Annotated in this window: 1 protein-coding gene and 1 pseudogene; both read left to right on the forward strand. The window is 73.3% G+C overall.

From position 1 onward, the window contains the following. Positions 1-6,117 (forward strand): SDR family NAD(P)-dependent oxidoreductase (locus tag ACIP64_RS41260; protein ID WP_401597967.1); only part of this gene is annotated, 6,117 nt, incomplete at its 5' end. Between the two features lie 66 nt (positions 6,118-6,183). Beyond that, positions 6,184-15,512, forward strand: a pseudogene (locus tag ACIP64_RS41265) (type I polyketide synthase); the annotation flags it as partial.

Here is a 15,512-nt window from a genome sequence, read left to right on the forward strand (position 1 = left end):
AACTACGCGGCGGCCAACGTCTTCCTCGATGCTCTCGCCGCGCACCGCAGGGCGCAGGGCCTGGCCGCGACGTCGCTGGCGTGGGGTCTGTGGGATGGCGGCATGGCCGGCGAGGTGGCACGTACCGGTCGGGGCGGCGTGGACGCCCTGACGGAGGACGAGGGCCTCGCCCTCTTCGACACCGCCCACGCCACCCAGGCCCCGGTCCTCGTGCCCATGAAGCTCGACCTGGCCGCGCTCCGCGCCCAGGCGGGCAGCGGGATGCTGCCGCCGCTGCTGAGCGGCCTGGTCCGCGTTCCCGCTCGCCGCGCCGCGAAGGCCGGTTCGGCCGCGGCGGGCAAGCTCGCCCGGCAGCTCGCGGCACTGCCCCAGGACGAGCGGGCCGAGGCCGTGCTCGATGTGGTGCGGGGTGAGGTGGCGGGTGTTCTGGGTCATGGTTCGCTCGACCAGGTGCCGGCGGATCGTGCGTTCAAGGAGCTGGGCTTCGACTCGCTGACCGCGGTGGAGCTGCGGAACCGGTTGGGTTCGGTGGCGGGTGTGCGGCTGCCGGCGACGCTGGTCTTCGACTACCCGACGGCCGGGGCGCTCGCGGAGTTCTTGCTGGGCGAGGTTCTGGGTCTGGTCGAGCAGCCGGCTGGCGCGGCGTTGGTGCCGGTGCGGGCCGGGGTGCTGGACGACGAGCCGATCGCGATCGTGGGCATGAGCTGCCGGTATCCGGGCGGGGTGGAGACCCCCGAGGATCTGTGGCGGCTGGTGCTGGGTGGCGGCGATGCGATCTCGTCGTTCCCGCAGGGTCGTGGCTGGGATCTGGACGCGCTGTTCGATCCGGACCCGGACGGCCGGGGCACCACCTACACGCAGTCGGGCGGCTTCCTGCACGACGCAGGTCGCTTCGACCCCGCCTTCTTCGGGATCTCGCCGCGCGAGGCCGTGGCGATGGACCCGCAGCAGCGTCTGCTGCTGGAGACCTCGTGGGAAGCCTTCGAACGCGCGGGCATCGACCCGGCCGCGATGCGCGGCAGCCACACCGGCGTCTTCGCCGGTGTGATGTACCACGACTACTCGAGTCGTCTGACGGCTGTTCCCGAGGGCGTCGAGGGATACCTCGGCACCGGCAATTCGGGGAGCATCGCGTCGGGTCGTGTGTCGTACGCGTTCGGGCTCGAAGGTCCGGCGGTCACGGTGGACACCGCGTGTTCGTCGTCGCTGGTGGCGCTGCACTGGGCGATCCAGGCGCTGCGCAACGGCGAGTGCACGATGGCGCTCGCCGGTGGTGTGACGGTCATGGCGTCGCCCGGCACCTTCACGGAGTTCAGCCGGCAGCGCGGCCTGGCCCCCGACGGCCGCATCAAGTCCTTCGCGGCCGCTGCCGACGGCACCAGTTGGGCCGAGGGCGCGGGCATGCTGCTCGTCGAGCGGCTGTCCGACGCCCGCCGCAACGGCCACCCGGTCCTCGCGGTGGTCCGCGGTTCCGCGATCAACCAGGACGGCGCGAGCAACGGCCTCACCGCCCCCAACGGTCCCTCCCAGCAGCGCGTGATCCGGCAGGCGCTGGCCAATGCCCGGCTCACTGCCGCCGAGATCGACGCGGTCGAGGCGCACGGCACTGGCACGACGCTGGGCGACCCGATCGAGGCCCAAGCCCTCCTGGCCACTTACGGCCAGGAGCACGGCGACAAGCAGCCGCTGTGGCTCGGCTCCGTCAAGTCCAACATCGGTCACACGCAGGCCGCAGCCGGTGTCGCGGGCATCATCAAGATGATCATGGCGATGCGTCACGGCGTGCTGCCGCGGACGCTGCACGTGGACGAGCCGACCCCGCACGTCGACTGGTCCGAGGGCGCCGTCTCCCTGCTGACCGACCAGATGGACTGGCCGGAGACCGGCCGCCCGCGCCGCGCCGGCATCTCGTCCTTCGGCATCAGCGGCACCAACGCCCACACGATCATCGAGCAGGCCCCCGACGACCTCGCCCCGAGCCGTGTCGTCGCCCACGCTCCCGCCGAGGACGACGGTTCCGTCCGCGCGTACGTGCTGTCGGCGAAGACCCCGGACGGCCTCCGCGACCAGGCGGCCCGCCTGCGGGCCCACCTGGAAGAGGCACCCGGCCTCGCCGCCGCCGATGTGGCGTACACCCTCGCCACCCGCCGCGCAGCCTTCGAGCACCGTGCGGTCGTCGTCGCCCCCGGCCGGGACGAGCTGCTGCGCGGCCTCGCGGCCGTGGAGGCCGACGGCCCGGCGGCCTCGGTGGTGCGGGGCACGGCGGGCGCCGGAAAGCTCGCCTTCCTCTTCACGGGGCAGGGCAGCCAGCGCCTCGGCATGGGCCGGGAGCTGTACGACACCTACCCGGTGTTCGCCGACGCGCTCGACGCGGTCTGCGCGCACCTCGACGTGCCGCTGAAGGACGTCCTGTTCGGCGACGACAGCGACCTGCTGAACGAGACCGCCCACACGCAGCCGGCGCTCTTCGCCGTCGAAGTGGCGCTCTACCGACTGGTCGAGTCGTGGGGCGTGAAGCCGGACTACCTCTCCGGCCACTCCATCGGCGAGATCGCCGCAGCCCACGTCGCCGGGGTGATGTCCCTGGCGGACGCCAGCACGCTGGTCGAGGCGCGCGGACGGCTGATGCAGGCACTGCCCACCGGCGGCGTGATGATCGCCCTCGAAGCGGCCGAGGACGAGGTCCTGCCGCTGCTGAACGAGCGGGTGAGCATCGCCGCCGTCAACGGGCCGCGTTCGGTGGTCATCGCGGGTGACGAGGACGCCGCGGTGGCCATCGCCGCGGAATTCCCGGACCGCAAGACCAAGCGGCTGACGGTCAGCCACGCCTTCCACTCCCCGCACATGGACGCCATGCTCGCGGACTTCCGCAAGGTCGCCGAGGGCCTGTCCTACGCCGCGCCCCGCATCCCCCTCGTCTCCAACCTCACCGGCGCCCTGGTCACCGACGAGGTGACGTCGCCCGACTTCTGGGTCCGGCACGTCCGTGAGGCCGTCCGCTTCCTCGACGGTATCCGTGCCCTTGAGGCCGCGGGCGTCACCACCTACCTCGAACTCGGCCCCGACGGAGTCCTCTCCGCCATGGCCCAGGACTGCCTGACGGAGGACGGGGCCTTCTTCGCCCCGGCCCTGCGCGGCGGCCGCCCCGAGGCCGAGACCGTCACCACCGCACTCGCCCAGGCCCACGCCACGGGAGTGACCGTGGACTGGGAGGCGTACTTCGCGCGGACCGGCGGCCGGCAGGTCGAACTGCCCACCTACGCCTTCCAGCGCGAGTGGTACTGGCTGGAGTCGGGCGGCCACTTCATCGGGGACGTCACGTCGGCCGGACTCGGTGCGGCGGACCACCCGCTGCTCGGCGCGGCGGTCGAACTGCCGGACTCGGACGGGGTCCTCTTCACCGGGCGCCTGTCGCTGACCACGCACCCGTGGCTCGCGGACCACGCGGTCATGGGCTCGGTGCTCCTGCCGGGCACCGCCTTCGTCGAACTGGCCCTGCGCGCAGGCGAGCAGGTCGGCAGCGAGGTCCTGGACGACCTGACGCTGGAGGCGCCGCTGGTGCTGCCGGAGTCGGGCGGTGTGCAGCTGCGGCTCTCCGTCGCCGGTGCGGACGACGACGGCCGGCGGGCCGTGGCGCTCCACTCGCGCGGCGAGAACGCGCCCGCCGACGAGCCGTGGACGCGGCACGCCGGCGGTGTGCTCGCCCCCGCGGCGGCGGTCCCCGCCCCCGCTTCCGACCTGGCGGCCTGGCCGCCGCCGGGTGCGGAGCCGATCGCCGTCGACGGGCTGTACGACGGCATGGCGGCCGCCGGATTCGACTACGGCCCGGTCTTCCAGGGCCTGCGCGCGGCCTGGCGACTCGGTGACGAGGTCTACGCCGAGGTGAGCCTCGACGAGGACGCGGCCGCGACGGCGGAGTGGTTCGGGCTGCACCCGGCCCTCCTCGACGCCACCCTGCACGCCGCCGGCCTCGGCGGACTCGTGGAGGACACCGGGCAGGGACGTCTGCCGTTCGCGTGGGGCGGAGTGCGCCTGCACGCCACCGGTGCGGCGGCGGTACGCGTCCGGCTGGCCCCGGCCGGCCGCGACACGGTGTCCCTGCACCTGGCCGACGCGACCGGGGCGCCCGTCGCCTCGGTGGAGTCGCTGGTGCTGCGGGCCGTTTCGCCCGAGCAGATCGGCGCCGCGGCGCGCGGCGGGCGCATGGAGTCGCTCTTCGAGGTCGACTGGACGGCGCTGCACCTCGCACCGGTGCCGGCCGCCCAGCAGCGCCCCGTGGCACTGCTCAGCGTCGACGGCTCCGGCCACGCGGGTCTCGACGCCGCAGGCGTCCGTTACGAGATGTGCGCGGGCCTGACCGCGCTCGCCGGCGAGGGCGAGGCCGTGCCGGAGGTCGTTGTGGTGCCGCTGGCCGTCGCCGCGTCCGACGACCTGCCGGGTGCCGCGCATGCCGGGACCGGGCGAGTGCTCGCACTGCTGCAGGAGTGGCTCGGCGACGAGCGGTTCACCGACGCGCGGCTGGCCTTCCTGACCCGGGGCGCGGTGGCCTCCGTCGAGGACGACGAGGTTGCGGACCTGGCGCATGCCCCGGTGTGGGGCCTGGTGCGGTCGGCGCAGTCGGAGAACCCGGGCCGCTTCCTCCTGATCGACACCGACGACGCCGAAGCCTCCTACCAGGCGCTGCCCGCCGTGCTCGCCGCGGGCGAGCCGGAGGCCGCGGTGCGGGACGGCGCGGTGCGCGTGCCGCGCCTCGTCCGCGCGGTCGTGGCACCGGACGCCGCGCCGCTCGCCCTGGACGGCACGGTGCTGGTGACGGGCGCCAGTGGTGCGCTGGGCGGCCTGTTCGCCCGCCATCTGGTGACCGAGTACGGCGTACGGGACCTGCTCCTCGTCAGCCGCCGCGGCGAGGACGCCCCCGGTGCCGCGGACCTGACCGCCGAACTGGCCGGTCTGGGTGCGTCGGTGGCCTGGGCCGCGTGCGACGTGGCCGACCGCGATGCGCTGGCCGGGGTGCTGGCGGAGCGTCCGCTGTCGGCGGTGGTGCACACCGCCGGTGTGCTGGACGACGGCGTGATCGCGTCCCTGGACCAGGAGCGCCTGACGGCGGTCCTGCGTCCGAAGGTGGACGCGGCGTGGAACCTCCACGAACTCACGCAGGACATGGACCTGGCCGCGTTCGTGCTGTTCTCCTCCGCCGCCGGTGTCTTCGGCGGCGCGGGCCAGGCGAACTACGCCGCCGCCAACTCCTTCCTCGACGCCCTCGCCGCGCACCGCAGGGCGCACGGCCTGGCGGCGACGTCACTGGCGTGGGGCCTGTGGGACGGCGGCATGGCAGGCGAGCTGGAGGCCGGCGAGGTGTCCCGCCTCGGACGCGGTGGCGTCAACGCCCTGTCCGAGCAGGAGGGCCTGGCCCTCTTCGACACCGCCGCCGCCTCAACGACCGCGGCCTTCGTACCCGTCAAGCTCGACCTGACCGCCCTGCGTGCCCAGGTCACCGGCGGAGGCATGCTGCCGCCGCTGCTCAGCGGTCTGGTCCGGGTCCCCAACCGGCGCGCGGCGGGTGCCGCCGACGGCGGTACGCAGGGAGGCGCAGCCCTTCGGGAGCGCCTGGCCGGCCTGTCGAAGGAGGGACGCGAGGAGGCGCTGCTGGAGCTGGTCCGCGGTCACGTCGCGGGCGTGCTCGGCTTCGCCGGTCCCGAAGCGGTCGACGGCGCACGGTCGTTCAGCGACGTCGGCTTCGACTCCCTCACCGCGGTCGAGCTCCGCAACCGCCTGGGCGCGGCAACGGGGGTGCGGCTGCCGGCCACGCTCGTCTTCGACTACCCGACCCCGAACGCCATCGTGGAATTCCTGCGCGACGAGCTCTGGCAGGGCGGCGCCGCGGCGGTTCCCCCGCTGCTCGCCGAACTGGACCGCCTGGAGCGGACGCTCGTCGAAGCCGTACCGGACGACGACGGCCGGAACCGGATCACCGAGCGGCTGCAGGCCCTGCTGGCGGCGTGGAGCGCGGCCGGTGAGACCGAGGGCTCCGACGGCGCCGACGTGGCCGAAGTGCTGGAGACCGCCACCGATGACGACCTCTTCGACTTCATCGGCAAGGAATTCGGGATCTCCTGACGCGACGGGTCCGGCCCGCCCTTCCCACGACTCCGCCTTTCTGACTTCCGTACGAGGGATGCAAGCATGAACGAGGAAAAGCTTCGGTACTTCCTGAAGCGCGTGACGGCCGATCTCCACGAGACCCGTCGCCGGCTTCAAGAGGTCGAGTCGTCGGAGGCGGAGCCGATCGCGATCGTCGGCATGAGCTGCCGCTACCCGGGCGGCGTCGAGTCGCCCGAGGACCTGTGGCGGCTCGTGTCGGAGGGGGCCGACGCCATCTCCCCGTTCCCCACCGACCGGGGCTGGGACATGGAGCGGCTGTTCGACGCCGACCCCGACGGGCAGGGCACGAGCTATGTGCAGCAGGGTGGCTTCCTGCACGACGCCAACTGGTTCGACCCCGCGTTCTTCGGGATATCGCCGCGTGAGGCACTGGCGATGGACCCGCAGCAGCGGCTCCTGCTGGAGACCTCGTGGGAGGTGTTCGAGCGGGCCGGCATCGACCCGGCCTCGCTGCGCGGCAGCCGGACCGGCGTCTTCGCCGGCGTCATGTACCACGACTACGCGGCGCGCCTGCGGTCCATCCCCGAGGAGGCCGAGGGCTACCTCGTCACCGGCGCCTCCAGCAGCGTCGCCTCGGGCCGCGTGTCGTACACCTTCGGCCTGGAGGGGCCGGCCCTCACCGTCGACACGGCCTGCTCGTCCTCCCTCGTCACCCTGCACCTCGCCATGCAGTCGCTCCGCAAGGGCGAGTGCTCGCTCGCCCTCGCCGGCGGCGCCACCGTCATGGCCACGCCGGGCACCTTCACCGAGTTCAGCCGGCAGCGCGGCCTGTCCTTCGACGGCCGCTGCAAGTCCTTCGCCGACGCGGCCGACGGCACCGGCTGGGCCGAGGGCGCGGGCATGCTGCTGGTCGAGCGCCTCTCGGACGCCCGCGCCAACGGCCACCCCGTGCTCGCCGTGGTCCGCGGCTCCGCCGTCAACCAGGACGGCGCGAGCAACGGCCTCACCGCCCCCAACGGCCCTTCCCAGCAGCGGGTGATCCGCGCCGCCCTGGCCGACGCGCGCCTCACACCCTCCGACGTCGACGCCGTCGAGGCGCACGGCACGGGCACCACGCTGGGCGACCCCATCGAGGCGCAGGCCCTGCTGGCCACTTACGGCAAGGAGCACAGCGACGAGCAGCCGCTGTGGCTGGGCTCGATCAAGTCGAACATCGGCCACACGCAGGCCGCCGCCGGTGTCGCGGGCATCATCAAGATGGTCATGGCGATCCGCAACGGCAGGCTCCCCAGGACCCTGCACGTGGACAAGCCCTCGTCCAACGTGGACTGGTCGGCCGGCGCGGTCTCCCTCCTCACGGAGGGTCAGGAGTGGCCGGAGACCGGTCGCGCGCGCCGGGCCGCCGTCTCGTCGTTCGGCGTCAGCGGCACCAACGCGCACATCATCATCGAGGAAGCGACCGCCCCCGCTCCTGCGGAGGCCGAGACCGAGACCGACGCCGAGGTCGCGGAGACCGCCGACGAGGCGGCGACCGCGGAGCCGGAGCAGCCTCCCGTCCTGATCGCGTCGAGCCTTTCCGACGTCCTGCCCTGGACCCTGACCGCCAAGAGCGAGAACGCGCTGCGCGGCCAGGCCGAACGCCTCCTCGCCCACCTGGAGGCCCATCCCGCCCTGCGCCCCGCCGACGTGGGCCACTCCCTGGCCACCACCCGCGCCGCACACGCACGACGCGCGGTCCTGGTCGGCCGCGAGCGTGCCGACTACGTACGGGCCCTCACCGCTCTTGCGGAGGGCGAGCCGTCGTCCCACGTCGTCCAGGGGTCGACCCTCGGCGGCAAGACGGTGTTCGTCTTCCCGGGGCAGGGCTCGCAGTGGGTCGGTATGGCGGCGGAGTTGCTGGATTCCTCGCCGGTGTTCGCGGAGCGGCTGGGGGAGTGCGCGCGGGCGTTGGAGCCGTTCACCGATTGGTCGCTGGTGGATGTGCTGCGTGGTGTGGAGGGTGCTCCGTCGCTGGAGCGCGTGGACGTGGTCCAGCCTGCGTTGTTCGCGGTGATGGTGTCGCTGGCGGAGGTGTGGAAGGCGGCCGGGGTGCGTCCGGCTGCGGTGATCGGGCACTCGCAGGGCGAGATCGCGGCCGCGTGCGTTGCCGGGATCCTCTCGCTGGAGGATGCCGCCCGGGTGGTGGCTCTGCGCAGTCAGGCGATTGGCCGGGTGCTGGCCGGTCTGGGCGGGATGGTGTCGGTGGCGCTGCCGGCCGCGCAGGTGCGGGAGCGGATCGCTGCGTGGGGCGAGGACCGGATCTCGGTTGCTGCGGTGAACGGCCCGTCGTCCGTGGTGGTTTCCGGTGAAGTGCAGGCGCTGGAGGAGCTGCTGGCCTCCTGCGAGGCGGACGGCGTGCGGGCGCGGCGGATCGCCGTGGACTACGCGTCGCACTCCGCTCAGGTCGACCTCCTCGAAGAAGAACTCGGGAAGCTGCTGGCGCCGATCACCCCGGGTGAGGCGCAGGTGCCGTTCCTGTCGACGGTGACCGGCGAGTGGATGACCGGTCCGGAGCTGGACGGCGGTTACTGGTTCCGGAACCTGCGTCAGACGGTGGAGCTGGAGCAGGCGGTCCGGACGCTGCTGGAGCAGGGCTTCGGTGTGTTCATCGAGTCCAGCCCGCACCCGGTTCTCACCGTCGGTTTGCAGGAGACCGTCGAGGACTCCGGTCGTGACGCCGCGGTCCTGGGTTCGCTGCGTCGCAACGAAGGCGGTCTGGAGCGGTTCTGGCTGTCGCTGGGTGAGGCTTACGTCCACGGTGCGTCCGTGGACTGGCAGGCGGTGTTCGCCGGGACCGGCGCACAGCGCGTGGACCTCCCCACCTACGCCTTCGAACGCGAGCACTACTGGCTCGACGCCGGAACCATCGGCTGGGATGTGACCTCGGCCGGCTTCCGCTCCGCCGACCACCCGCTGCTCGCGACCTCCGTGGCGCTCGCCGACGCCGAGGGCCTGCTCCTCACCGGCCGGCTGTCGCTCGACACGCACCCGTGGCTCGCCGACCACGCCGTCTCCGGCACGGTGCTGCTCCCCGGTACGGCCTTCGTCGAACTGGCCGTTCGCGCCGGCGACCAGGTCGGCTGCGGCCTGGTCGAGGACCTGACCCTGGAAGCCCCGCTGGTGCTCCCCGAAGAGGGCGCCGTCGAGTTGCAGATCAGCGTCGGCGCGCCCGACGAGTCGGGACGCCGCCCGGTCGCCTTCCACTCCCGCGCCGACCGTGCCGGCGACGACGAGCCGTGGGTGCGGCACGCGACCGCGGTCCTGGCGGACAGGGCGGAGGAGCCGGCGTTCGACCTGGCGGCGTGGCCGCCGGCCGGCGCCGAGCCCGTCGCGATCGACGGACTGTACGAGGCGCTGGCCGTGGCCGGGTTCGAGTACGGCCCGCTCTTCCAGGGACTGCGAGGGGTCTGGCGCGAGGGTGAGGACGTCTTCGCCGAGGTGAACCTCGGGGACGAGACCGAGCCGGACGCCGAGCAGTTCGGCCTCCACCCGGCCCTCCTGGACGGCGCGTTGCACGCCATCGGTGTCGGTGGCCTCGTCGACGACACCAGCCAGGGGCGTCTGCCGTTCGCGTGGTCGGGTGTGTCCGTGCACGCCGTCGGCGCGTCCGAGCTGAGGGTGCGGCTCTCGCGCGCGGGCCGCGACGCGGTGGCGTTGCAGGTGGCGGACGCCGAGGGCGCGCCGGTGGCGTCCGTGCGCAGTCTCGCGCTGAGGACGTTCTCGCCGGAGCAGTTCGCCGGACCGGGCGGCCGTCAGGGTGACGCGCTCTTCCAGGTCCAGTGGACGACCGTCCCGTCCGGCGGCTCCGCGGCTGCCGCCGCGGAGTGGACGACGCTCGGCGGCCCCGAGTCGGCGTACGCCGACCTGGCGGCGCTGGGCGCGGCGCTCACCGAGGGCGACGCCGTCCCCTCGGTGGTGGTCGTACCGTGCGTGAAGGACGATGCCGTACGGGAACTGCCCGACGCGGTGCACGCCGAGACCGGGCGGGCGCTGAGCCTGATCCAGGAGTGGCTGGCCGACGAGCGGTTCGCCGGCTCGCGCCTGGTGTTCCTGACCCGGGGCGCGATGGCCGTGCTTCCGGACGAGGACGTGACGGATCTTGCTCACGCCCCGGTGTGGGGCCTGGTGCGGTCGGCGCAGTCGGAGAACCCGGGGCGCTTCGGTCTGGTCGACCTCGACCTCGACCTCGACGGCGAGGGCGACGCCGAAGCGGACGCGCGGGCGCTGTCGTCGGCCCTGGCCTCCGGCGAGCCGGAGATTGCCATCCGGGCCGGGGAGTTCCTGGCGCCGCGCCTGGCGCGGGCCGTAGCGGATCCCGACGCCGAACTCCCGGTGCTGGATGGCACGGTGCTGGTGACGGGCGCGAGCGGCCTGCTGGGCGGGATGTTCGCGCGTCACCTGGTGACCGAGTACGGCGTGCGCGATCTGCTGCTGGTCAGCCGACGTGGCAGCGACGCCCCGGGTGCTGAGGACCTGACCGCTGAACTGGCAGAGCTGGGCGCGTCGGTGGCGTGGGCGGCGTGCGATGTGGCCGACCGGGATGCCCTGGCCGGGCTACTGGCGGAGCGTCCGCTGTCGGCGGTGGTGCACACCGCCGGTGTGCTGGACGACGGCGTGATCGCGTCCCTGGACCAGGAGCGTCTGTCGTCGGTGCTGCGTCCGAAGGTGGACGCGGCGTGGAACCTCCACCAGCTGACGCAGGACATGGACCTGGCGGCGTTCGTGCTGTTCTCCTCCGCCGCCGGTGTCTTCGGCGGCGCCGGTCAGGCGAACTACGCGGCGGCGAACGTCTTCCTGGACACGCTGGCCGCGCACCGCAGGTCGCGGGGTCTGGCGGCGACGTCGCTGGCATGGGGTCTGTGGGACGGCGGCCTGGCGAGCGACCTGGACGCCGATGACGTCTCGCGCCTGGGACGCGGCGGTGTGAATGCCCTCTCGGAGCAGGAGGGCCTGGCGCTCTTCGACACCGCCACGGCTTCCGGCACCGCGCTGTTCGTGCCCGTCAAGCTCGACCTGGCCGCCCTGCGTGCCCAGGTCGCCGGTGGCGGGATGCTGCCGCCGCTGCTCAGCGGCCTCGTTCGCGTCCCCAACCGGCGTGCCGCCCGCGCTGCTTCGGCCTCCGCAGGCAAGCTGGCCCGGCAGCTGGCCGCCCTGCCCGTGGCCGAGCGCGAGGCGTCTGTACTGGAACTCGTCCGCACCCAGGTCGCCTCGGTGCTCGGGTTCGACGGCCCGGACGCGGTCGACCCGGCACGCGCGTTCAGCGAGGTCGGCTTCGACTCGCTGACCGCCGTCGAACTGCGCAACCGGCTCGGCACCGCGACCGGAGTGCGGCTGCCCGCCACCCTCGTCTTCGACTACCCGACGCCCACCGTCCTGGCCCGGTACCTCACCGCCGAACTGCTCGGCTCGCAGGAAGCGGCCGCTCAGACCAGGGTCGCGGTCCGCGACGACGAGCCGATCGCGATCGTGGCGATGGCCTGCCGCTTCCCCGGCGGGGTCCGGTCTCCCGAGGGCCTGTGGGACCTGGTTTCGCAGGGGCGGGACGCCATCTCCGAGATGCCGGACGACCGCGGCTGGGACATCGCCGAGCTGTTCGACCCGGACTCCGACCGCCCGGGCACGACCTACAGCATGAACGGCGCGTTCCTGTACGACGCGCACCACTTCGACCCGACGTTCTTCGGGATGTCGCCGCGTGAGGCGCTGGCGACCGATCCACAGCAGCGGCTGCTGCTGGAGACGTCGTGGGAGGCGTTCGAGCGGGCCGGGATCGACCCGGCGACGGTGCGCGGCAGCCGTACGGGCGTCTTCGCGGGCGTGATGTACAACGACTACGGCACTCTGCTGCACCGCGCTCCGGAAGGCCTCGAGGGTTACATCGGTACGTCGAGTTCGGGCAGCGTCGCCTCGGGCCGGGTGTCGTACACCTTCGGCCTGGAGGGCCCTGCCGTCACGGTCGACACGGCGTGCTCGTCCTCGCTGGTGTCACTGCATCTTGCCGCTCAGGCGCTGCGCAACGGCGAGTGCGATCTGGCGCTGGCCGGCGGTGTCACGGTGATGGCGACGCCGGGCACGTTCGTGGCGTTCAGCATCCAGCGCGGTCTGTCCGCCGACGGGCGCTGCAAGCCGTTCGCGGCTGCCGCCGACGGCACGGGCTGGGGTGAGGGCGTCGGCATGCTGCTTGTGGAGCGGCTGTCGGACGCTCGCCGCAACGGCCACCCGGTTCTGGCGCTGCTGCGCGGCTCGGCCGTCAACCAGGACGGCGCGAGCAACGGCCTTACCGCGCCGAACGGCCCGTCGCAGCAGCGCGTGATCCGTGCCGCGCTCGCGAGCGCGAGCCTGTCGGCGGCAGAGATCGACGTGGTCGAGGCGCACGGCACCGGCACGACGCTGGGCGACCCGATCGAGGCGCAGGCGCTGCTGGCGACGTACGGCCAGGAGCACAGCGACGAGCAGCCGCTGTGGCTCGGCTCGGTGAAGTCCAACTTCGGCCACACGCAGGCCGCCGCCGGTGTCGCCGGTGTGATCAAGATGGTGATGGCCCTGCGGCACGGGGTGCTGCCGCAGACCCTGCACGTGGACGCGCCCAGCCCGCATGTGGACTGGTCCGAGGGCGCGGTCTCGCTGCTCACGGAGCGCATGGACTGGCCGGAAACGGGACGACCCCGTCGCGCCGCCGTGTCGTCGTTCGGCATCAGCGGCACCAACGCCCACACGATCATCGAGCAGGCCCCCGACGGCCTCGCGCCGGCCGTCGGCGCGGCGGAGCCGGCGCCCACGGAGGACGCCGAATCGGCCCTGCCCTATGTGCTGTCGGCGAAGTCCGCGGACGCCCTGCGCGACCAGGCGTCCCGTCTGCGGGATTCCGGGCTCGCCGGTGCCGATGTGGCCTACACGCTCGCCACGAAGCGCGCGGCTTTCGAGCACCGCGCGGTGGTTGTGGCCTCAGGTCGGGACGAGCTGCTGCGCGGTCTGGCCGCCGTGGAGGCCGAGGGCCCGGCGGCGTCGGTGACGCGGGGGGCGGTGAGCTCCGGAAAGCTCGCCTTCCTCTTCACCGGCCAGGGCAGCCAGCGCCTGGGAATGGGACGGGAGCTGTACGACGCCTATCCGGTGTTCGCGCGGGCGCTGGACGCGGTGTGCGCGCACCTCGACATCCCGCTCAAGGATGTGCTGTTGGGGGACGACGCGGAGGCCTTGGACCGTACGGAGTTCACGCAGCCGGCGCTGTTCGCGATGGAAGTGGCCCTGTTCCGCCTGCTGGAGAGCTGGGGTGTGAAGCCGGACTTCCTGTCCGGGCACTCGATCGGTGAGATCGCCGCCGCGCATGTGGCCGGGGTGTTCTCGCTGGAGGACGCGTGCACGCTGGTCGAGGCGCGCGGGCGGCTGATGCAGGCGCTGCCGGGCGGCGGTGTGATGATCGCGGTGCAGGCGTCGGAGGACGAGGTCCTGCCGTTGCTGACCGAGCGCGTGAGCATCGCCGCCGTCAATGGCCCGCAGGCTGTGGTGATCGCGGGTGACGAGGACGCCGCTGTCGCGATCGTGGAGGCGTTCCCGGACCGGAAGTCCAAGCGCCTGACGGTCAGCCACGCGTTCCACTCGCCCCACATGGACGGGATGCTCGACGCGTTCCGTGAGGTGGTGTCGGGGCTCTCCTTCGAAGCCCCGCGCATTCCGGTGGTCTCGAACCTCACCGGTGCCGTGGTCACCGACGAGATGGCGTCGCCCGACTTCTGGGTCCGCCACGTCCGCGACGCGGTCCGTTTCCTCGATGGCGTCCGTGCCCTGGAGGCCGCAGGTGTCACGGCATACGTGGAGATCGGGCCGGACGGCGTGCTGTCGGCGATGGCCCAGGAGTGCCTGAGCGCCGAAGGCGCTGCCTTCGCCCCCGCCCTGCGGTCTTCCCGCCCCGAGGCGGAGACGGTGATCGGCGCTCTCGGCCTCGTGCACGTGCGCGGTGGCAGGGTGGACTGGGAGGCGTACTTCGCGGGGACGGGCGCCCGCCTGGCGGACGTCCCGACGTACGCCTTCCAGCAGGAGCGGTACTGGATCGACGTGCCGGTCGCGCAGGTCGGCGATGTGGCGTCGGCCGGTCTCGGGAGAGCGGAGCACCCGCTGCTGGGCGCGGCGGTCGAGCTCCCCGACTCCGAGGGGTTGCTGTTCACCGCTCGGCTGTCGCTCGACTCCCACCCGTGGCTGGCGGACCACGCCGTCTCGGGCGCGGTGCTGCTGCCGGGGACGGCGTTCGTCGAGCTGGCCCTGCACGCCGGTCAGCGGGCAGGCACCGAGCTGCTGGAGGAACTCACCCTGGAGGCGCCGCTCGTCCTGCCCGAACGCGGCGCGCTCCAACTGCAGATCAGCGTCGGAGCGTCCGACGAGGCGGGCCGACGGCCGGTCGCCTTCCACTCCCGCGCCGATCGCGCGGTGGACGAGGTGCCGTGGGTGCGGCACGCGACCGGACTGCTCGCGGAGCGGACGTCGGAGCCGGCGTTCGACCTGGCGGCGTGGCCGCCGCCCGGCGCGGAGCCGGTCGCGATCGACGGACTGTACGAGGCCCTGGCCATGGCCGGGTTCGCGTACGGATCGGTCTTCCAGGGGCTGCGCTCGGTGTGGCGCCGTGGCGAGGACGTGTTCGCCGAGGTCGCACTCGGTGACGAGACCGCCCCCGGGGCCGAGCAGTTCGGGCTCCACCCCGCGCTGCTCGACGCGGCCCTGCACGCCATCACCGTCGGCGGTCTCGTCGAGGACACCGGGCAGGGACGACTGCCGTTCTCCTGGTCGGGCGTGGCCGTGCACGCGGTGGGTGCGTCCGAGGTCCGGGTGCGGTTGTCGCGGGCGGGCCGTGACGTGGTGGCGCTGGAGCTGGCGGACGCCGAGGGCGAGCCGGTGGCGTCGGTGCGGGGTCTGGCGTTGCGGGCCTTCTCGCCGGAGCAGTTCGCGGGGCCGGGTGCCGGGAGCGGCGACGCTCTGTTCGAGGTCCGGTGGTCGCCTGTTTCCGGTGGTGGCACGGCGGTCGAGGACTGGATGCTGCTGGGCGCCGGGTCCCAGGTGTTCGCGGATCTCGCGGCGCTGGGCGCGGTGGCCGCGGAGGGCGGGACCGTCCCCGCGGTCATGGTCGTGCCGTGTGTGCCGGACGAGCCGGTTCAGGACGTCGCGGACGCCGTGCACGCGGAGACCGGGCGCGTGCTGGACCTGGTGCGGGAGTGGCTGGGCGACGAGCGGTTCGCCGACTCGCGTCTGGTGTTCCTGACGCGGGGCGCGGTGGCCGCTGCACCCGGCGACGGGGTCGCGGATCTGGTGCACGCCCCGGTGTGGGGCCTGATCCGTTCGGCTCAGTCGGAGAACCCGGGCCGGTTCGGTCTGATCGACCTCGA

It is taken from the genome of Streptomyces sp. NPDC088733 (assembly GCF_044751185.1).
Classification (GTDB): Bacteria; Actinomycetota; Actinomycetes; order Streptomycetales; family Streptomycetaceae; genus Actinacidiphila.